The organism is Myroides guanonis (genome assembly GCF_900114085.1).
GTDB classification, from domain to species: Bacteria; Bacteroidota; Bacteroidia; order Flavobacteriales; family Flavobacteriaceae; genus Flavobacterium; species Flavobacterium guanonis.
This window is the reverse complement of the sequence record NZ_FORU01000002.1, coordinates 257,146-277,599: the sequence shown is the minus strand read 5'-3', so window position 1 is coordinate 277,599 and position 20,454 is coordinate 257,146. Positions and strand designations below refer to the sequence as shown.

General features: G+C 34.3%; 18 protein-coding genes. 9 read left to right on the top strand and 9 right to left on the bottom strand.

Annotated elements, in window-relative coordinates; genetic code table 11:
• The first annotated feature begins 15 nt into the window (after positions 1 to 15).
• From BM024_RS03255 to BM024_RS03245, 3 genes are all read left to right on the top strand, one after another.
• Positions 16 to 486, top strand: a complete 471-nt coding sequence (locus BM024_RS03255) for a Dps family protein (protein ID WP_090678015.1) — start codon at positions 16 to 18, stop codon at positions 484 to 486.
• A gap of 129 nt (positions 487 to 615) precedes the next feature.
• Positions 616 to 1,221, top strand: coding sequence for a DUF1684 domain-containing protein (locus tag BM024_RS03250; RefSeq protein ID WP_090678014.1), 606 nt, complete (start codon positions 616 to 618; stop codon positions 1,219 to 1,221).
• A gap of 10 nt (positions 1,222 to 1,231) precedes the next feature.
• Positions 1,232 to 2,326, top strand: a complete 1,095-nt coding sequence (locus BM024_RS03245) for an SH3 domain-containing protein (RefSeq protein WP_090678013.1) — start codon at positions 1,232 to 1,234, stop codon at positions 2,324 to 2,326.
• A gap of 41 nt (positions 2,327 to 2,367) precedes the next feature.
• Here BM024_RS03245 and dusB read toward each other — a convergent pair whose 3' ends face one another.
• Positions 2,368 to 3,360 carry a tRNA dihydrouridine synthase DusB gene (gene dusB, locus BM024_RS03240; protein WP_090678012.1) on the bottom strand — a complete coding sequence of 331 codons (993 nt, stop codon included), beginning with the start codon at positions 3,358 to 3,360 and terminating at the stop codon, positions 2,368 to 2,370.
• 331 nt (positions 3,361 to 3,691) lie between these two features.
• Here dusB and BM024_RS03235 point away from each other — a divergent pair, with 331 nt between their 5' ends.
• Together BM024_RS03235 and BM024_RS03230 are read left to right on the top strand one after the other, a co-directional pair.
• Entirely contained in the window at positions 3,692 to 4,213 is a 522-nt protein-coding gene (locus BM024_RS03235; RefSeq protein WP_090678011.1) for an ecotin family protein, read from the top strand.
• 40 nt (positions 4,214 to 4,253) lie between these two features.
• Positions 4,254 to 6,617, top strand: a complete 2,364-nt coding sequence (locus tag BM024_RS03230; protein WP_090678010.1) for a GAF domain-containing protein — start codon at positions 4,254 to 4,256, stop codon at positions 6,615 to 6,617.
• Here the strand turns inward: BM024_RS03230 and BM024_RS03225 are convergent.
• Positions 6,598 to 7,785, bottom strand: coding sequence for a Pycsar system effector family protein (locus tag BM024_RS03225; RefSeq protein WP_090678009.1), 1,188 nt, complete (start codon positions 7,783 to 7,785; stop codon positions 6,598 to 6,600). The genes BM024_RS03230 and BM024_RS03225 overlap by 20 nt on opposite strands.
• 30 nt (positions 7,786 to 7,815) lie before the next feature.
• Here BM024_RS03225 and BM024_RS03220 point away from each other — a divergent pair, with 30 nt between their 5' ends.
• Complete coding sequence (locus BM024_RS03220; RefSeq protein ID WP_090678008.1) at positions 7,816 to 11,541, top strand: metallophosphoesterase; 3,726 nt, start codon at positions 7,816 to 7,818, stop codon at positions 11,539 to 11,541.
• On the opposite strand, the gene BM024_RS03215 is transcribed toward BM024_RS03220, so the two are convergent.
• Positions 11,538 to 12,413 carry a hypothetical protein gene (locus BM024_RS03215; RefSeq protein WP_090678099.1) on the bottom strand — a complete coding sequence of 292 codons (876 nt, stop codon included), beginning with the start codon at positions 12,411 to 12,413 and terminating at the stop codon, positions 11,538 to 11,540. The genes BM024_RS03220 and BM024_RS03215 overlap by 4 nt on opposite strands.
• A gap of 288 nt (positions 12,414 to 12,701) precedes the next feature.
• On the opposite strand from BM024_RS03215, the gene lepA reads away from it, so the two are divergent.
• The 3 genes from lepA (at position 12,702) to BM024_RS03200 (ending at position 15,971) form a co-directional block, all read left to right on the top strand.
• Positions 12,702 to 14,498, top strand: a complete 1,797-nt coding sequence (gene lepA / locus BM024_RS03210) for a translation elongation factor 4 (RefSeq protein ID WP_090678007.1) — start codon at positions 12,702 to 12,704, stop codon at positions 14,496 to 14,498.
• Between the two features lie 215 nt (positions 14,499 to 14,713).
• Positions 14,714 to 15,217, top strand: a complete 504-nt coding sequence (locus BM024_RS03205) for a hypothetical protein (protein WP_143077711.1) — start codon at positions 14,714 to 14,716, stop codon at positions 15,215 to 15,217.
• 4 nt (positions 15,218 to 15,221) lie between these two features.
• A complete protein-coding gene (locus BM024_RS03200) occupies positions 15,222 to 15,971 on the top strand; it encodes an LVIVD repeat-containing protein (protein WP_090678098.1) in 750 nt (249 codons plus the stop codon).
• Positions 15,972 to 16,012: 41 nt separating this feature from the next.
• Here the strand turns inward: BM024_RS03200 and BM024_RS03195 are convergent, their stop codons facing one another.
• The 6 genes from BM024_RS03195 to BM024_RS03170 form a co-directional block, all read right to left on the bottom strand.
• Positions 16,013 to 16,330 (bottom strand): thioredoxin family protein, encoded by a 318-nt coding sequence (locus BM024_RS03195; protein WP_090678005.1) that lies wholly within the window; start codon positions 16,328 to 16,330, stop codon positions 16,013 to 16,015.
• A 7-nt stretch (positions 16,331 to 16,337) separates the two neighbouring features.
• Entirely contained in the window at positions 16,338 to 17,744 is a 1,407-nt protein-coding gene (locus tag BM024_RS03190; protein ID WP_090678097.1) for an MBL fold metallo-hydrolase, read from the bottom strand.
• A gap of 83 nt (positions 17,745 to 17,827) precedes the next feature.
• On the bottom strand, positions 17,828 to 18,625 hold the full coding sequence (locus tag BM024_RS03185) for a sulfite exporter TauE/SafE family protein (protein ID WP_090678004.1): 798 nt from the start codon (positions 18,623 to 18,625) through the stop codon (positions 17,828 to 17,830).
• 36 nt (positions 18,626 to 18,661) lie between these two features.
• Positions 18,662 to 19,291: a Crp/Fnr family transcriptional regulator gene (locus BM024_RS03180; protein ID WP_090678003.1), complete on the bottom strand. Its 630-nt coding sequence runs from the start codon at positions 19,289 to 19,291 to the stop codon at positions 18,662 to 18,664.
• Positions 19,292 to 19,345: 54 nt separating this feature from the next.
• A complete protein-coding gene (locus BM024_RS03175) occupies positions 19,346 to 19,759 on the bottom strand; it encodes a DUF6691 family protein (protein WP_090678002.1) in 414 nt (137 codons plus the stop codon).
• A gap of 21 nt (positions 19,760 to 19,780) precedes the next feature.
• Positions 19,781 to 20,341: a YeeE/YedE family protein gene (locus tag BM024_RS03170; RefSeq protein WP_090678001.1), complete on the bottom strand. Its 561-nt coding sequence runs from the start codon at positions 20,339 to 20,341 to the stop codon at positions 19,781 to 19,783.
• Positions 20,342 to 20,454 lie beyond the last annotated feature (113 nt).

The window sequence follows — 20,454 nt, the reverse complement described above, 5'->3', positions numbered from 1 at the left end:
AAAAAAGCACACATTATGAAAACATCAATTGGAATTAAAGAAGAGGCACGTCAAAGGATTGCTGAATTTTTGTCTGTGATTTTAGCAGATGAGCATATTTTATATACGAAAACACGCAACGCTCATTGGAATGTTGAGGGGAGTGATTTTCATGCAATGCACTTGTTTTTTGAAGAACAATATGGAGAGTTGGAGGGAGTTATTGATGAAATAGCTGAAAGGATTCGTCAAATTGGACATTATGCTCCTGGTACTTTGAAGAGCTTCTTGGAGTTAACTCGTCTAACTGAGGCTAAGGAAGGTAAAAATGATAGCACTAGTTATATTAAAGAATTGAAAGCAGACCATGAATCAATTATTATTCACATACGTGAAAATATTGAATGGATTGAAGATGCTAATGACAATGGAACTGCAGATTTCTTAATTGCGATTATGCAAGGACATGAAAAACAAGCATGGATGTTACGTGCTCACCTTAAATAGGAGATGAATAGTTATCTGGTTGCTTGAATTTGTTAGTAACGAAAGATATACTTATAGTTGGACATGATTTTAAAAAGTTTGCTTTTATAGGCAAACTTTTTTGCTTTATATTTACCGAAAAGAATAGAAATGAGAAACTATATAGCACTTGTAGTGCTTTTGTTTTTAAGTGTCGCTTGTGCTCAAACGCTTACTGATGTTGAAAAAACAGAACGTTTTCAAAAATCGTTGAATAAAGAATTTGCTAATAAGGCGACCTCACCACTTCCCGCGGATGCTTTGAAAAAATTTAAAGGGTTGGAAATGTATCCAATTAACGAACGTTTTATTATTGAGGCAGAATTGGTTGTTACACCCGATGAGATTCCATTTAAGATGTTAACTACTACGGATAGAAAGCCTACTTATAGAAAGTACGGTGAAATCCATTTCTTCTTGAATGGAAAAGATTTAAAATTAAATGTATATCAAGATTTAGCATTAGTATCAAAAGACGAATTTAAAAATCACTTATTTATACCGTTTACAGATCTGACTTCAGGAGTTTCTACTTATGGAGGAGGAAGGTATATTGATATGGAAATACCGCAAGGAGATAAAGTGATATTAAACTTTAATTTGGCTTATAATCCTTACTGTGTTTATAATCCAAAATATTCTTGCCCTATTCCTCCTGAGGAAAATTTCTTGAATACTGAAATCCATGCTGGAGTTAAAGATTATAAATACGAATAGATTTATTGTTATGAAGAAGTACAAAGTCTTCTTAGTCTGTCTTGTTGCGATAGGCTTTTTTGGTAGTTGTAAAGACCAAGCTACTACTGTGTCATCAGAACCCATTTCAATTGTAGGTGAAGAGGTTGAAGTGTATAAGGAGTTAAATCCAGGGGGAATTTTGCTCGATTTTGATGCGGAATCTCCGATTGCTACGTATTATGTTTCTGAAGATGATGTTCCTTATTTTCAGGGGCCGAGTGTAGATTCTAAGGTGTTAGGAAAATACGGAAAAGGAATTGAATTAGATGTTCTTGAAATTTCTGGAGATTGGCTTGTTGTAAGAGAACGTATTAGCAGAGATGTTGTTGAAGAAGGAAAAGAAATTAATCGTACTGCTTGGGAGAAGGTGTTCGTTCCAAAAGGTAAAGCTTCTAAGAATCCATTCGTTAAAGTTGAAGACAACGAGCTATACAGTACTACTAATACTGATTATAACACACATCCATCAACCTTGTTTGACATGGGGTGGTTGAGTAAAAAGGAATTTGAAAAAGCTTCTAAACAGCATGTTTCGGCTTTTAAAGCTGATACGTTAAAATTTGTACAAGAGAACAAAGTGTATAAGCTTGAATTTGATTCTTGTGAAAGATTGTTAGAAGATAATATTTCGGAATCAGATGATTATAGTCGTTATGAATATAAAGGGACCTTTGAGAAATTGAATAGAGAAGTTTTCTATGTTGGGCTCTATGAAGCTTGGAATTATATTATGATAGATAGAGAAGATTGTTCAATAGAAAACGATTGGAATTTCTTGGATATGCCTGTCTTGTCTCCTAAAGGTACACGATTTGCGACAATTGGATATGATCCGTATATGGATGAGACAAATGTTCAGTTGATTCCTTTGAAAAATGGGAAGTTAGGTGAAAGTATAAATGTTTCTATTGAGAAATGGACTATTTGGGAAACAGAACGTTATAAAATGTTCTGGGTGGATGAAAATACTTTTTATGTGCCTATTTTACATGTCCGCACTCTTTCAAATACTAGAAATGTTATAGAAGATAAAGAGGCTGAAAAGCATTTGCAGTTTATTTTCTGTACTTTAAAGAAAGCCTAAAAAGTGGAAGGTATTTTTATAATAAAATTACGTAGCAAAAGTTATTCTGCTACGTAATTTTGATATGTTTCTTCTATTTCTTCAAATAATTGTAATAGTTGAATAGGGTCGTCTGTAGTGACTAATTTCATGCGGTGTGGTTTAAAACCGTGAATACCTTTAAAGTAATTAGTATAATGTCTGCGCATTTCTACAATCCCTAGGCGCTCTCCTTTCCATTCCATAGACCATATAAGGTGGTTTTTAGCTGCATCTAAGCGATCTTTCATGGTTGGCGGAGCTAGTTCTTCTCCAGTCTTGAAAAAGTGCTTAATTTCGTTAAAAATCCATGGGTAACCGATGGCGGCTCTTCCAATCATCATTCCGTCTAATCCGAATTTATCTCTGTATTCTAATGCTTTTTGAGGACTGTCTATATCTCCATTTCCAAAAATAGGGATGTGTATACGCTGATTGTTTTTAATACGTTCAATGTGTGTCCAATCAGAATGTCCTTTATACATTTGTTCTCTTGTTCTTGCATGGACAGTTAAAGCGTGAATTCCAACATCTTGTAGGCGTTCGGCTACTTCGTCAATGTTTATAGAGTTGTGATCCCATCCTAAACGTGTTTTAACTGTAACAGGTAGGTGGGTGCTATTAACCACTGCTTTTGTTAATCGAACCATCATGTCTATATCTTTCAGTACTCCTGCTCCTGCTCCTTTACACACTACTTTCTTGACTGGACAACCAAAGTTGATGTCCACTAAATCAGGCTGAACGGTTTCAACAATTTTTGCTGACAATGCCATTGCTTCTTCATCTCCTCCGAAAATTTGAATTCCTACAGGGCGTTCATAATCAAAGATGTCTAATTTCATTTTGCTTTTCATAGCATCACGAATCAATCCTTCGGAAGAAATGAACTCTGAATACATCAAGTCTGCACCATGCATTTTACATAAACGACGAAATGGTGGGTCGCTCACATCTTCCATTGGTGCAAGTAATAATGGGTAGTCAGGAAGTTCAATTGGACCTATCTTTATCATTGTAGATTGAATTTGGTGCAAAAGTACAACTTTTTATTTTTTTAAAGTAATTGGGGATGAAATGGGGTTTTGGAGGTATGTTGATGTTATAACGAACTGATGAGTGAATTTATATTCAATCTATATCCTATCTATACTCCATCTATAAAAATGGTCGATTCTATAGATGGGGTATAGATGCACTTAACAAAAAAGATGTCTGGTTCTAGTATAGTTGCACAGTTTTTAACCATGAATGTTTGCTGATAAAATTATTTGTTTCGTTTTTTATAGAAATTCTTCATGTTATTTTGACTATCATATAATCTGAGTTAAATTTGATACAAAAAAGATGGGAAGGTATACTGGTTTTAAGAGGTGGACAATATTATCATTGCTGTTAACTATGGGGCTAGTCGCTCAAGAAAAAGATAAAAAAATTCAATATCCAATACCACAAGAAGGTTGGGAGAAGGTAGAGGTTATTTTACCGGTGATTAAAAAAGGTAATGGGGAATATAGAGTTGAATTTACTGTAGGATTCGAGATGGAAACAGATTTGTGCAATCCTTATTCTTTGATTGGTGAATGGACTGAACATGAAGTGAAGAATACTAATTTTGTATATTTTATCGCTTCAACAAAAGGGCAAGTTGTAAAGGCTATGAATGAATGTCCAAATGAGAAAACGAAGAGTCAATTTGTCGGGTTAAAGAGCAATTCTATAGTGTATAATGGGGAACAAGCGCTAGTTGTTTATATACCCGAAGGATATCAACTTCGCTATAGATTGTGGAGTGCTGAAAAAGGGTGGAATAGTATTATTCCCCAAAATAATGTCAGTAATACAAAGAAAAATAAAGTAGCTAAGTAATACTAACTGCTTACTTTTTTTTAAATTAAAAACACTTATTATGCAGTTGAATACATTCGAGAATAGTCCTTTTCAAATACAAATTTCATTTTGGAAGTTAATAGAATTCATCGAAAATGAAATTCACGATAATCCAGATGGATATCGTGGGATTTATTTAAGAAGTCTTTTAGAGAATGTCAATTCAAAATCTTCCCTTGTGAAGGGAATGACGACTGTTGAGGAGGTACAGAAACAACAAAATTCAATAGAAGAGTTATTAGAAGTTGTTTTCCCAAATGCTTTGTCTAATAATGAAATTAAGGCGGTTTCTATGCCGTTTCAAAATCTAATTTTTAATCACTCCAAACGTTTTAAGAAGTTATTAGAGGAAGCAGGTACTGAATTCGCGCTTGAGATTCGAGATTTTGATCAACATCAATACTATATTACGAGCTGCTGTATTATCCTGAATTATTATTTTAAAAAGAATTTTGATATTTCTAGACCTTTTTTCGTTGATATTCCCGATGCAAAAGGTTTTATGAGGCATTATCGTGTTTTGTATAATGCTGATTTTGCAGAGGTGCACCCCACAGAGAATGCCATCATGCTTACGGATAGTGATATACAAGAGTTGGAGGATAGTTACGATAATTTAGAACTTTGGCAGGAGAAATTCCCTCAGGAGAGTTGGATCTTAAGTGGTTTTGGGCTTATTAGTTTAGTAGATGTAACTATCGAAAGTGCTTTGTCAAATTTAAAGAGTAATCTCTTGAAATCGGAGTTTGGATTTTTGGATGTAGGAACTTCTTTAAGTCGTATTTTTAGTTCTGTTTATAAGCTTCCAAATTTAAAGGTAGGTTTCACGCCATTGGATTTGGATGAAACATCGCAAATTGAGTTTCGTGAATTTTTGGGTTTCAAAAGTTATTCGCTGAACGAGGATTGTAGTGGCTTTGTTCTTTGTAAATGTGCTTATGAATCTTTGTTCAAGGAATTAAAGTATTTTAGTGTATCAGATGTAAATGTAGCAACCGAGTTGGTTGATGAGCGATTGATGATCGAGAATCTGAAGAGGTTTGGAATTGGGAGTTGTATATTGGCTCCCATCGTAGTGAAAGGTAAAGTTGAGGGGGTTATAGAGATTGTTTCTGATACACCAAGAGCCTTACATTCTGTGAATGCACAGAAATTAGGTTCTATTATGCCTATAATAACGGATGCTTTTGAACGCATTCAATCGGAAATAAACAATTTGGTAGAGGCAATTATCCAGCGAGAATATACTACTATACATCCTAGTGTCTATTGGAAGTTTTTAAAAGAAGCAAGGAGAAATTATTTTGAAAATATTTCTGAAAAAGATTATTTGATTAAGGAAATTGTCTTTGAACAGGTGTATCCTTTGTATGGAGAGATGGATGTTAAGGGGTCTTCTTTTTTGAGGAATAGAGCTGTGATTCAGGATTTAAATGAACAATTGTCTATGTTGTTACAATTGTTGAAGCAGGGAAATTGGATGGGGCAAACATTGATTTTTGAGAAACGTATTTTAAAGTTGACCTCTTTTCAAAGACAATTACAAGAGTACTTTTACACTGGTTTGGAACAAAATTTACAAGAATATATCCGAAATGAAATTCATCCATTTTTAGAAAAGAATAAAACAGCTTTTGACTCTAAGATTATGGAAATCTATTTTCAAAGAATAGAGCCACAGTTTCAAACATATTATTACAATAGAAAGGTTTTTGATCAAGCGGTAGGTAAGTTGAATAAGCAATTAGTTGATGTGTTAGATGGCAGGCAAGTAGATGCTCAAAGTATATTTCCGCATTATTATGAACGATTTAAATCGGATGGAATTGAACATACTATGTATATAGGGGCTTCAATAGAACCAAATCAGATTTTTGATTTCATCTATTTTCAAAATCTCAGATTGTGGCAATTACAAGTGTTCGCCGAGATGTTGTTATTGCATAGCCGAAATACTTCCAAAGAAACGAATAGTTTGGAGTTAACTGCCTTGATATTAATTTATGATACTGCCTTGTCTATTCGTTTTAGGATGGATGAAAAGCGATTTGATATTGATGGGTCATATCATACACGCTATGAGGTTATTAAAAAGAGGTTGGACAAAGCTTGTATAAAAGATTCAGAGGAACGAGTGGTTCAACCTAATAAGATAGCTGTGGTTTTTGCTAACCAAGCAGACCAAGAAGAGTATATGAAATATATTACGTATTTTCAAAATAAAGGGTTGTTGTCTTCATCGATTGATTTTATGGAGGTAGAAGATTTACAAGGAGTCTCTGGTTTAACTGGAATACGAGTTGGGGTTAATCTTGATTTTAATTCTAATGCATTAGATTATTCTGGTTTGATAAGAGATTATCTTAAAACCCATTACCTTTAAAAGCTATTATAAAGGCTAATACGGAAACTAAAATCCCAATCATGAAGATAGAATAGGTGATTCTTAGTAATTTATATTTTCGATTAAGTACTAGACCTAAACTATGTAAATCCATAACTAAGGAATCATAAAGATATTCTCTGTTGTTCATGACTTGATGAATGGCTTTGGTGTAGTCTTCTAAAGAAACTTTGTGGAAATTTCCGAAGAACAATAAATTGACTTTTCTTTTTTCCATATCTTGAGAAGTGAAGGTGCCCGAAGTGATTTTTGGTCTAGTTGATAGAATCGCAAAAATGATCGACGCAACGCTAGATAGTAACAATATGAAAGTGGGATAGATGAGATGTGCATTACTCGGGCTATCTAGTTTCGGTATAAGTGCAGAAAGTGATATAGAAATAATAATGGCGTTTACTGATAATAAAATGTTTGCTTTGCTATCTGCTATGGCACTAAGTTCTGTGTGATTTTGTAAGGTCACTCTAAACAAGGTATCTATTCCTCTGTCTGGTCGGTCTAGTTTTTCAAATTTTTTCTTTTTAATTTCTTGTTTGGAAATATTATCAGAAGACTCGAGTTTGTCGATTCGTTCTAATACTGCAAAAAGGTTTTTCTCTTTTTTGACATGCCAATGTTTCTTCGCATAATTTGTATAATAACGATGCTTATTAAGCATGAAATCTTTGTTACTCATATTCCAATCAAGTTCTGTCAATTCTCGTTGACATGAGAACTCGATTTCTTTTTTCAGTAATAAGGAGATTTCATAGTAGTTAGGGTCTGCAAAATGAATAAAATCAGCATCCTTTATACAAGCTTCTAATAAGTCTTGTGGTTCGTGTTCAATTTGAGTGGCTAATATCAAATTAGCTACGCGTTCAATTTGGTCCGATTGATAGTTTTGTTCTTTTAAAAACTGTTGAGCAATTTCACTGCTTTTTTGTTCATGACAATCACAATTATGATAATGACCTGCATCGTGGAACCATCCTGCTAATAATAACATCTCTGCATCATTTGGTGAGATGTTTTCTGCAAGAATTAATTCATTTAAACCATTAATAACCCGCAAAGTGTGGTTGTAATTATGGTAAGCGTGTTGTTGGAATGGTGTATCTTTGTGTAGCTGAAAAATATAACTTTCAGCTTTTTGTAAAATAGTCATAGTATTATCGATTGCGAACTTTATAAAAATATGAAATTATTCCTCTACTCAAGCTTCTTTGGTAAAAAATATAGAATGTTCTCTTTTATAGTCTTAGTGCTAAGTTTGCATTCTTGTGCAACGTTTTCTCCTGAATATGGCAATGATATTCAAGTTGCTATAGATACAGTCAGGGAAAAAGATTTGAATATCTCCCATACTTTTTTGTTTATTGGTGATGCCGGAAATGCAGATGAGTCTAAATCGAAATGGACTTTGAATCTATTTAAAGAAAGGATTCAGCGAGCAGATTCTAATACTACATTACTTTTCTTGGGAGATAATATTTATCCTAAAGGAATGCCTAGCAAGGAAGATGTGTCCCGTACTTTGGCAGAAGAAAAGATTAACACTCAAATTGACTTAGCTAAAGAATTTGCTGGTAAAACAGTATTTATAAATGGAAATCACGATTGGTATAATGGGTATGAAGGAGTAAAGCGCCAAGCAGATTATTTATTTGAAAAGACTGGAGATAAAAAGATAGTTCTGCCTCGTAAAATTTGTGGTATTGAGCGATTAAAAATAAATAATGATGTTGTTTTGATAACAATTGATAGTGAATGGTTTTTACAGAATTGGGATAAACATCCGAATATCAATGAGGATTGTGATATTAAAACAAGAGAAGATTTCTTTGAGGAATTAAAGAGTTTAATAAATAAAGATCAGAATAAAATTGTGGTGATTGCTATGCATCATCCTATTTATAGCAATGGACCTCATGGTGGGTATTTTTCATTTAAGAAGCATATTTTTCCTTATAAAAATATTCCTGCTCCCATCTTGGGAAGTCTGGTTAACTATCTTAGGAAAACATCAGGTGGAAGTCCACAAGACATACAGAATAAAAAATATTCTGAATTAGCGCAAAGGGTGCGTACGTTGGTGCAAGGATATGATAATATCGTGATTGTTTCAGGGCATGAGCATAATCAACAGTATTTAGAAAAGGATGGTGTTAAGCAAATAATCAGTGGAGCGGGTTCAAAAGAAGAAGAGGCGAGAGCTATTCAGCCAATTAGTTTTAGCTCTGGAGAATTGGGATATGCTACTTTGGATGTTTATAAAGAAGGAAGCGCTTTACTTAAGTTCTACGGAACTGATTCTGGGAAGGAACAGACGCTTTTTAGTCGTGAAATTATAAAACCTGTTATGATTAGTAAAGATGTTTACGAGACGCTTAAAGTAGGAGTAACAACAGCAAGTGTGTATCCGCAAGAGTGGACAAAAAAATCAGGATTTTATCGCTTTTTATGGGGAGAACATTATCGAAAGTATTATGGTTTACCTATTGAAGTGGCTATTGCGAATTTATCGGTTGTTAATGGTGGGCTTTCACCAACTATATCAGGAGGTGGTAATCAGTCTTTGTCATTGAGATTGCAAGATAAATCAGGAACTGAGTTTGTAATGAGAGGTGTTCGTAAAAGTGCTTCTCGTTTTGTTCAATCGGCTGTTTTCAAAGATCAGTATGTGGAAAAAGCATTTCAAGGAACTTTTGCAGAGCGATTTATATATGATTTTTATACAACGGCTCATCCTTTTACCCCTTTTATAATTGGAGATCTTTCAGGAAAGGTTGGTTTGTACCACACCAATCCTTCTCTATGGTATGTTCCTAAACAACCTGGATTAGGGCGATTTAATTCAGAGTATGGAGATGAGTTGTATATGATTGAAGAAAGACCATCAGATGGACACGAGGATGAAAGAAGTTTTGGTAATGCTTCTGTAATTGTTAGCACTGACGATGTGATTTCTAACTTGAGAAAGGATGAGAAATACAATGTTGATGAAGATGTGTATTTAAAAGCAAGACTTTTCGATATGATTATTGGTGACTGGGATAGACATGCAGATCAATGGAGATGGTCTGAGTTTGTGGAAGGTGATAAGGTTGTTTATAAACCAATTCCAAGAGATAGAGATCAGGCTTTCGCAAAGATTGATGGTGTCTTACTTTCTTTAATTAAGAAGTTGCCACCTCTCCGACATATGCAAAGTTTTAAGCCAAAATTTGCGCATCCAAGATGGATTAATAAAACAGCTTTTCCTTTGGATCAACTGTTTTTAAATATGAAAACAGAACAGGATTGGATTGCAATGGCAAAATTGTTAGAAAGTGAATTGACTGATGAAGCTATCGAGGATTCTTTTTCAAAATTGCCAAAGGAAGTTCAGGATGATGAGATGCGTGAGATAATAGAAATTTTGAAAGAACGTCGAAATGAATTATCTGGTTACGTATCTAAATATTACAAGGAACTGTCAAAATATGTCGTTTTAGCAGGTACAGATAAGAAAGATCGCTTTTCAATAACACGACTTGAAAATGGTTCTGTTGAGGTTGTCTATGATAGGATGAAAAAATCTGGTAAAGAGTTTCAATATAGGAGAATCTTTAGCCCTGATAATACGCGTGAAATTTGGGTTTATGGTTTGAATGACCAAGATGAATTTATTGTAGATGGAGCTGGTAAATCAAGAATCAAGTTGCGTTTAATAGGTGGTAAAAATCACGATGTTTTCGATGTTTCATCTCCTAAAAATACAGTAGTGTATGATTATGAGGGCAAAGAAAATGATTTCCTACATAATGGTAATAAGGTAAAAAAAGTAATTAGTAATCGTTATGATTTAAATAATTATGATTACAGAAATCTACCTATTTCGATATCTACTTTACTACCTAATGTCGGTTATAATCCAGATGATGGGGTAAAAATAGGCTTTAGTTATAATATCATAAAAACGAAATTTGTTCAAGATCCGTTTTCTTCTAAACATACTATTAAGGGTAATTATTCTTTTGCAACTAAAGGGGTAGATATAGCTTATAAAGGATATTTTGCACAAGCTAAGAATGATTGGATGTTTACTTTTGGGGTTGCTACAACAAGTCCTAATTTTTCTCAGAACTTTTATGGCTTTGGAAACGAAACACATTATTTTGATGAGGAAATGGGAGATGATTACAAACGAGTTCGAATGGAGTCTTATAGGGTAGAGCCGGGATTTAGATATGAGGGAGATTTAGGTGGGAAGTTTGAGGTCAATGGTGTTTTTGAAAGTTTAAGGGTTCAGAAAACAGAGGGACGATTTATTGCCATTAGCGGAGTGGTAAGTGAAGATGTTTTTAAAGCGCAGCATTATGGGGGTGTTCAAATGGAATATAGCTATGAAAGATTTAATTCTGTATCTAATCCTACTTTAGGTTTTGGATTTCATTTTAAGGGTGGATGGAAGACAAATCTAGAAAAACAAAAAATGAATCATGGTTATATGGATATTGGATTGAGCTTTAATCATCCTATAGATAGAAATGAGAATTTTGTTTGGGCGTCCGACTTTAAGTATAAAACGCGTTTTGGTAATCAATACGATTTCTATCATGCGGCGAATTTGGGTGGTAATACTGAGTTGAGAGGATTTAGGCCGGAACGATTTACAGGTAAGACGGCTTTTGTTAATCGTTCAGATATTCGATGGAACATCGGGTCTATTCGTGAAGGACTTGTTCCTATGAGTTATGGGGCTTATGTGGGTTTTGATTATGGACGTGTTTGGAATCCAGATGAGGATTCAAATAAATGGCATAATTCCTATGGTGGAGGTATGTGGCTGAATGCTGTAGAATCAATGACTATCCAGGCTTCTTATTTCATGAGTGAAGATGGTGGACGTTTTGTTTTCGGTCTCGGGTTTGGGTTCTAATTTTTACTTAGGTTTTTTAAATCTACTTTATAGACTTTACCGCCGATACCTTTTTTGAATTCATCGGCTATGTATAGTGTATTGTTATCACCAAAGCTTATGGATTCTTTTTGGGAATCGTGATGTAACGAGTGCACCTGTAGCTCATTTTTATTGAAGAAGTTCTGAGTTGAGAAATTATTCAATGTCCAAATTTGTGAGTGAGAGAGTAGTATTATTGTTTTTTGGTCTGGGCTAATTGCTGCTGCTGTTATGGCGCAAGATGAATATTTATTGCAAGTTTTGAAAGTATCTACTAGTATTGCTTCATGGTTTCCGGGGCTGTTTGGAACTTTGTAAATTAAGCTTGTGCCATCGAATCCCTTACTTCTGTTTTTAGTGAAAATATAAAAGTTATCTTCATAAAGAATAAAAGCTTCGGAGTCATATAGTAGTTCTGTTTTTGCTGGTGGGAAATCTTTTTGTTCAGGGTATGTAAAATGTATTATCTCACTTGTTGAAGCTTGTGTTTTGTCTAAATCTGAATGGTTTATTTTTAGGATTTGGAGATTCCTTCTGGTGTTTTTATTATTTCCGAAATCACCTATATATAAATTTCCTTCTTTATCACTAGTTAATTCTTCCCAATCATTGTTTGTTTGATCGACCACCTGAAGAGTATGTAAAACTTTTCCAGATTCATCAATTTTGTATATTTCATTTGCATTTCCACTGTCTTGAAGTACCCAGAAACTTTTATCTTGATTGCGAACCATTCCCGAAACTTCCTTCAGTGAATCAGGGAAGACAAAAGTGGTCTCTAATTCATTTTGCTTTTGTGCGCAACTGAAAAATGTAGTAACTAAAAGTAACAGACAGAAAGATGTTCTCATACTAGATTGTGGCATTAAAGTATTGCGGATTAGTTTGCAATTACGGTATTGATTTTAAAGATAGAAAATATTTTTACAGGTTGTTGTTGAATTGTATTAATTATTGGAGGGAGTCGTAAAAAAAGTCTTATTAAATGTAAACTTTTGAACTATATTTGCAATATTATGGATGTGGTAGCGAATTCTTGTTTTAGAGTATAAATACCTCATGCTGTATTGCGTGAATTCTTAAAGTCAATTGGAGACTTTCGATAGGCGCGCAATAGAAACAACTTGATATTGAAGACGATGAAGAATATTAGAAACTTTTGTATTATTGCTCACATTGACCATGGTAAGAGTACCTTGGCAGATAGATTGTTAGATGCTACGCAGACGGTAACAGCTCGTGAACAACAAGCACAGCTTTTGGATAGTATGGACTTGGAAAGAGAACGTGGTATTACCATTAAATCTCACGCCATTCAAATGGACTATACTTATAAAGGCGAAAAATATACCTTGAACTTAATCGATACTCCTGGACACGTGGATTTTTCTTACGAGGTCTCTAGGTCTATTGCAGCTTGTGAAGGGGCATTATTAATTGTAGATGCTGCGCAAAGTATTCAAGCACAGACTATTTCTAATTTATATTTAGCATTAGAGAATGATTTAGAGATTATTCCTGTTTTAAATAAAATAGATTTGCCAAGTGCAAATCCTGAAGAGGTTAGTGATGATATTGTAGATTTATTAGGATGTGATTATGAAGATATTATTCCTGCTTCTGGAAAAACAGGGCTTGGAGTTGAAGATATTTTAGCTGCTATTATTGAACGTATTCCTGCTCCAAAAGGAGATCCTGAAGAACCGTTACAGGCTTTGGTTTTTGATTCTGTTTATAATCCATTTAGAGGAATAGAAGTTATTTTCCGTGTATTGAATGGAAAGATAACGAAGGGACAAAAAATCAAATTCATGGCTACTGGAAAAGAATATTTTGCAGATGAAATTGGTACATTGAAGTTGAATCAGGTTCCTAAGCAAGTGATTGCTGCTGGTGATGTTGGATATTTAATTTCTGGAATAAAAGAGGCAAAAGAAGTAAAAGTTGGAGATACTCTAACTGATGCTAAGACTCCAACTCAAAATATGATTGCTGGTTTCGAAAATGTGAAACCTATGGTTTTTGCGGGAATTTATCCTGTAGATACTGAGGATTACGAGGAGTTGAGAAACTCTATGGAAAAGTTGCAATTGAATGATGCTTCTTTGGTATTTACAGCAGAAAGTTCTGCAGCACTAGGTTTTGGTTTCCGTTGTGGTTTCTTAGGAATGCTGCATATGGAAATTATTCAAGAGCGTTTAGAGAGAGAGTTTAATATGACTGTTATTACAACGGTTCCAAACGTTTCCTACTTAGCTTATACTAGAAAGCACCCAACTACCCCACTTATTGTAAATAATCCTTCTGATTTACCTGAACCTTCTCAATTAGAGAAAGTGGAGGAGCCATATATTAAGGCAACTATCATTACAAAATCAGATTTTGTGGGTCAAGTAATGAACTTGTGTATTGACAAACGTGGCATAATCACAAATCAAACATATTTGACACCTGAGCGCGTTGAATTAACTTTTGACATGCCATTAGCTGAAATTGTTTTTGACTTCTACGATCGTCTAAAAACGGTGTCTAAGGGCTATGCTTCATTTGATTATTCACCTATAGGTATGCGTACTTCTAATTTGGTTAAAGTCGATGTGATGTTAAATGCTCATGTTGTCGATGCGCTTTCTGCATTAATACATGCTGATAATGCTCATCACATTGGTAAGAAAATGTGTGAGAAATTAAAAGAACTAATACCAAGACAGCAGTTTGATATTCCAATCCAAGCAGCGATAGGTGTTAAGGTTATTGCTAGAGAGACAGTTAAGGCTTTGCGCAAAGATGTTACTGCCAAATGTTATGGAGGGGATATATCTCGTAAACGTAAATTACTTGAGAAACAAAAAGCTGGTAAGAAACGTATGCGACAAGTTGGTAATGTGGAAATTCCACAAGAGGCATTTATGGCTGTGTTAAAGCTGAATGATTAAAATATTTATAGTTTAAGTTATTCATGTCTTAAACTATAATTGCTTTATAATATAAAGGCTGTTCTTTCAAGAATGGCCTTTTTTTATTTTTTTAACTATATGTGGATATATTTTTATTAACACTATTTTGGCATTTATTTTTAACGTATATTTATTCCCAAATACTAGGGTTTTCTAGGTTGTTTTAAATCATATATCAATTTAAAGAAGTGCTTATGAGGCGATTAAGTTTTTTAGTTATTCTATTAGGATGTTTAGTTTCCTTATGTTCAATGACTTGTGAGGGTGATGATTACGAAAGGGGAAGGGATTCTGATTACGAACCCATTACATTGGATCGTACAAATTTTGATAATTCAATTCGATTTGGAGTTTCAAATCCAATGGAGCAAGCAGGTAAGATTTATGTTTATAAGCAATGGATCTTTATATCTGATTTGAATAAAGGTTTTCATGTTTATGACAATACTAATCCCGAGACTCCTGTGTTAAAAAGTTTTATTGAGGTTCCTGGAGCAACAGATATGGCTATTAGGAATGATATTGTCTATATAAATCAGGCAGTGGATTTAGTAGCCATACAAGTAGACCCAAATAAGAGCGAGGTGAAGGTTTTGAAAAGAATACAGAGCGTATTTCCAACTAAGAAATCACCAGATGGATTTATTTATGGGATGAAGACGGACAAAAAAGTAGTTGTTGATTGGGTTAAAAAATAAGCTTATGAGAAAGATTTTATTAGTATTTAGTTTAGTTGTAGGTTCCTTTTTTAGCATTCAATGTTCAAGTGATAGCGGAGGAGATACTGGTGGGCAAGGAAATCAAGACGGAACGGGTGGTTCTCTGGCGGTTTTTGCTATTAAGGGGGATTATCTATACTCTGTTGATGACCGTTCTTTAAATGTGTTTTGGATAAGTAATCCGTCGAATCCTACAAATGTAGGAAGGGTTGATATTGGTTTTGATATTGAAACTATATTTGGGCTGGATAATTATTTGTTTATTGGTTCAGAAAGAGGAATGTATATTTATGATATTAATCATCCAGAAAATCCCAAAAAGCTTTCAGAATCTATGCATTTTAGGGCATGTGATCCTGTAGTAGCAAACAATTCGCATGCATTTGTAACTTTGCATTCAAATGCTGTTTGCGGGAATAGTATTAATGTCTTGCAGGTGTATGATATTGCAAAGTTAACGAATCCGAAATTAGTTCATCAGAGAAATTTAGTTCAACCAAGAGGTTTGGCTTTGTATGAAAAGTACCTGATTATTTGTGATGATGAATTGAAGATTTTTAACATAGAGAACGCTGAAGAACCTGTTATTGTTAGAGCATTGCCTTATAAATACAAAGATGTGATTATTTACAACGATATTTTATTTGCTTTTGGTGAAAATAGAATCACTCAATTTAAATGGGAGAATAATGATTTTGTTAGTTTAGAACCTATAAGTTCTTTAGTGTATTAAAATAAAAAGCCGTTTAACATTGTGTTAAACGGCTTTTTATTTTAATAATTACTCTCGTTTTGTTTTATGTGATTGAGAATAGTTTCTTTATTTATATAGCCAGAATGTTTCCATAATAACTTTCCTCTTTTAAAAAGCATTAATGTAGGTATACCACGCATTTGGTACTTGATACTGTACTCTGTTGTCAGCGCTGTATTTTTACCTATATCAATTTTTAAAATAGTGATAGAATTGTCTAAACTTTCTTCGACTTTTTCTAGCTCTGGGGTTAGCATTTTACATGGTCCACAGTCTTCTGAGTAAAAATCAAGTAAGAGAAGTTTGTCACCTTCAATTAGTGTATCTAAATCATTCATGGTTCAATTATAAAGTTGAAGGACAAACGAAATCAGTTGTTTTTAGTTCTGTTTTTTTAATTGCCCCAAAACCTCCAGCGACATCAATCATATTGTGATGACCTCTTGCTTTGAGAATTGATGCAGCAATTAAAGATCGATATCCTCCTGCACAATGGATGTAATATGGTTCTTCTGATGGAAATTTATCAATAGAATCATTTAAAAAGTCCAATGGAGTGTGAATTGCTTCTTCTAAATGAGAAGCTTGGTATTCTCCTGGTTTTCTTACATCAAATACCGCTAAAGGTGAGTTTTTCATGTTTTCTGCAAATGTCTCTGCTGATACTTGTTGTACTGTGTCAACTTCCATTCCTTCTTTCTTCCAAGTTTCGAAACCACCGTTTAAATACCCTAAAGTGTTGTCGTAGCCCACTCGTGCTAGACGAATAATAGTTTCCTCTTCTCTACCTTGAGGGGCGATAATTAGAATTGGCTGTTGTATATCTGTGATTAGCGCACCAACCCATGGGGCAAATTGACCATCTAACCCTATAAATATAGATCCTGGAACATGACCGTTAACGAATTCATTTATAGATCGAACGTCTAATAAGAGTGCGCCGCTTTCTTCTGCTAATTCTTGAAATTCTTTAGGAGATAATGCTTTGTTTTCGCTTATGATTGTTGCTACGTTCTGGTAGCCTTCTTTGTTTAGCTTTACATTCGCTGGGAAATAGGCAGGAGGTGGTAATAGTCCGTCTGTAACTTCTTTTACAAATTCTTCTTCTGTCATATCCGCGCGTAGTGCATAGTTGGTCTCTTTTTGGTTTCCAATTGTCCCAACAGTTTCTTTACTTAAATTCTTTCCACATGCAGAACCAGCGCCATGCGCAGGATATACAATTACATCATCTGCTAAAGGCATTATTTTAGTTCTAAGGCTATGAAACAAAGTTGCTGCTAATTGTTCTTGGGTCATGCTGGCTGCTTTTTGTGCTAAGTCAGGACGTCCTACATCTCCTAAAAATAGTGTGTCACCACTAAAAATGGCATAATCTTTTCCACTTTCATCTTTTAAAAGATAAGTGGTGCTTTCCATTGTATGTCCTGGTGTATGTAATGCAGTTATAGTAATTTTACCCAACTTGAAGACTTGTCCATCTGTTGCTATAATTGCAGAAAAGTTGGGGTTCGCATTAGGTCCGAATACAATCGGAGCTCCTGATAGTTCAGATAAAGTTACATGGCCACTTACGAAATCTGCATGAAAGTGTGTTTCGAATATATACTTGATTTTAGCTCCATTTGCAGTAGCTTTATCTAGATATGGTTGAACCTCTCTAAGGGGGTCGATTATAGCTACTTCTCCTTCACTTTCAATATAATAGGCTCCCTGTGCAAGACAGCCGGTATAAATTTGTTCAATTTTCATAGTCATTAATTTTTTATATTCTTTTGTAAATATAAGTACATAAATTTAGGATGTGTGTAATCTATGTTACATTTAAGATGTTTTTAGAACAAAAGTTCTACAGTTATTATATAACATGCCATTGTTAAAACAAACCAGCCAAAATATGTTTTTAGCTTAGTATCTTCAATTTTTTTGCTCAAAAATATACCGATAAAAATTCCAATAATTGCTATCATACTAAATGTTAGCAACAATTTCCAGTCTACTTCTTGATGGCTTAAGTCACCTAAAAAACCAAATAGGGATTGAACTGTTACGATTGCTAAAGAAGTAGCAACTGCTTCTTTCATAGGGATTTTAGAACCTAGAACTAGTGCGGGTACTATTAAAAAACCTCCACCAGCTCCTACAGTTCCAGCAACAAGCCCAATAAGTATACTTTGTATTAATAATGGGATGGTTTTTATTTCGAGGTTCTTAGGGGTATTGATGTCTGCCGAGGCTGGTCTAATCATCTTAATAGAGGCAGCCAGCATTACAATGCTAAACAATATCATCAATGCTAAACTTTTTGCTATTGTAAATTCTCCTATGATGAAGGAATTTGGAATAAGAGGGAGTAAAAAAGCTCTTGTAGCAAAAACGGTTAGCAGTGATGGAATTCCAAATATGAGTACGATCTTGTAATTGATGGTTTTGTCAATAATATTTTTAATGCTCCCAACAGCAGCTGTGCTTCCCACTATGAAGAGTGAATAGGCAGTTGCAAGGAAGGGTTCAATTTTCATCAAATAAACCAATATAGGAACAGTGAGTATAGATCCTCCGCTGCCGACTAATCCTAATGAAATTCCTACTAATAATGCGAGTGTGTAACCTAAATAAGATAATAAATCCATAAATGGGATTGGGTGGTTTGTGTATGATTTGAGAATTTATAGCGCTAAATCTATACTTTTTCGATTTAGTTTTATTTGCTTTTCGTTTTCCAACTTTTTCAAGATTCTAGATACTACTACTCTAGAGGTGTTTAGGTCATTAGCAATTTCTTGGTGTGTAATGTTTAATGTGTTATTGGCTGCTAATTTGGATTTCTCTTTTAAATAATTCAAAATTCTATCTTCCATTTTCATAAATGCTAAGTTGTCAATGGCCAAAAGCATCTCTTTAAGTCGATTATTGTAACTGTTTATTACAAAGTTTCTCCAACTGCGATATTTAGTCATCCATTCTTCCATTTTTTCAATGGGTACCATTAGAACGGTTCCATCAGTTTCTGCAATAGCTCTGATGTCGCTTTTAGAAGAGCCCATACAACACGTTAGAGCCATGGCACAAGTGTCCCCTTTCTCTATAAAATAAAGGAGTAATTCTCCTTCATCTGGATCTTCTCGCATGATTTTGATAACTCCATTTAATAGTAGTGGCATTTTCTTTATATACTGACCTATTTCGATAAGCTGGTCTCCTTCTTTAAAATCAAGTTCTGCAGCAACTATACAAAGATCCTCGATTAATTTAGGTTCAAATATATAACCGTATGCTTCTTGGATGTGTTGTGTCATAGTGCCTGATTTTGTATTTGCTAAAATAAAGCTAAATGTGGAGAAGGGCAATTTTTAATGAGGTAGTTTATCTTTTAATAAGCCATAAATCCAAGTCCCTCCAATGGCCCCTAATATAACTACTGCCATAGGTAAGAATCCTGCTCCAATATTAGCAAACATCGGGCCTGGGCAAGCACCACCTAATGCCCAACCTAATCCAAATATTATTCCACCTAACATATAGCGGTAAAAACCTTTGGCTTTTGGATGGAATATTATGGGGTTTCCCGACCAATCTTTTATGTTTTTTCTTTTTATTATTTGTGTGATGATTAAGCCTAATGTAACTGCTACTCCTATAATTCCAAACATGTGAAAGGAGTCGAAATGAAACATTTCAAAGATTCGAAACCATGAGGCTGCGCCTGATTTAAACATGGTGATTCCGAATATAATTCCCAATAGTAGATATATAAGTTTTTTCATGATTATTTTGTATAATAAGTTTTAGAATATTAGAGGAAATAATAAATGAACCATAATAAGTCCGCCAATAAAAAATCCAATAACGGCATAAAGTGAAGGCAGTTGTAGGTTGCTTATTCCTGATATTGCATGACCTGATGTGCAACCACCTGCATAGCGAGAACCGAAGCCAACTAATAGACCTGCTATTAATAACAAGAGTAATGTTTTTGGGGATTGAAATGATTCAAAGCTGAATAATTCAGAAGGTAAATATTCTTTTCCCGCTCCTTCAAAACCTAATTCGTTTAGTTTTGTAATGGTGTTTTCAGCCAAAGGAACTGCTGCTAAGTCTGTACTTAAAAAGTTCATTGCTATAAAGCCTCCTAGTATGGTTCCTACAAGGAATAATAAATTCCATGTTTGTGCTTTCCAATCAAAGCAGAAAAAATCACAGTTTTTTCCTGCTCCTGCCATGGAACAAATCGTTCTTAGATTTGAAGAGAAGCCGAAGCTTTTACCTGCCAATAATAATAGGAGCATTATAAGAGCTATTAGTGTTCCGCCTATATACCAAGGCCAAGGTTCATACATCCAGTTCATAGTAAATTTGTTTTATATTATAGTGCAAAGGAACGAAATTGATTTAGGCTCCACAGTAACATTTGCTACAAAGAGAATTTGAAAGATTGTTTTGAGGTAAATTTAATGTAGCT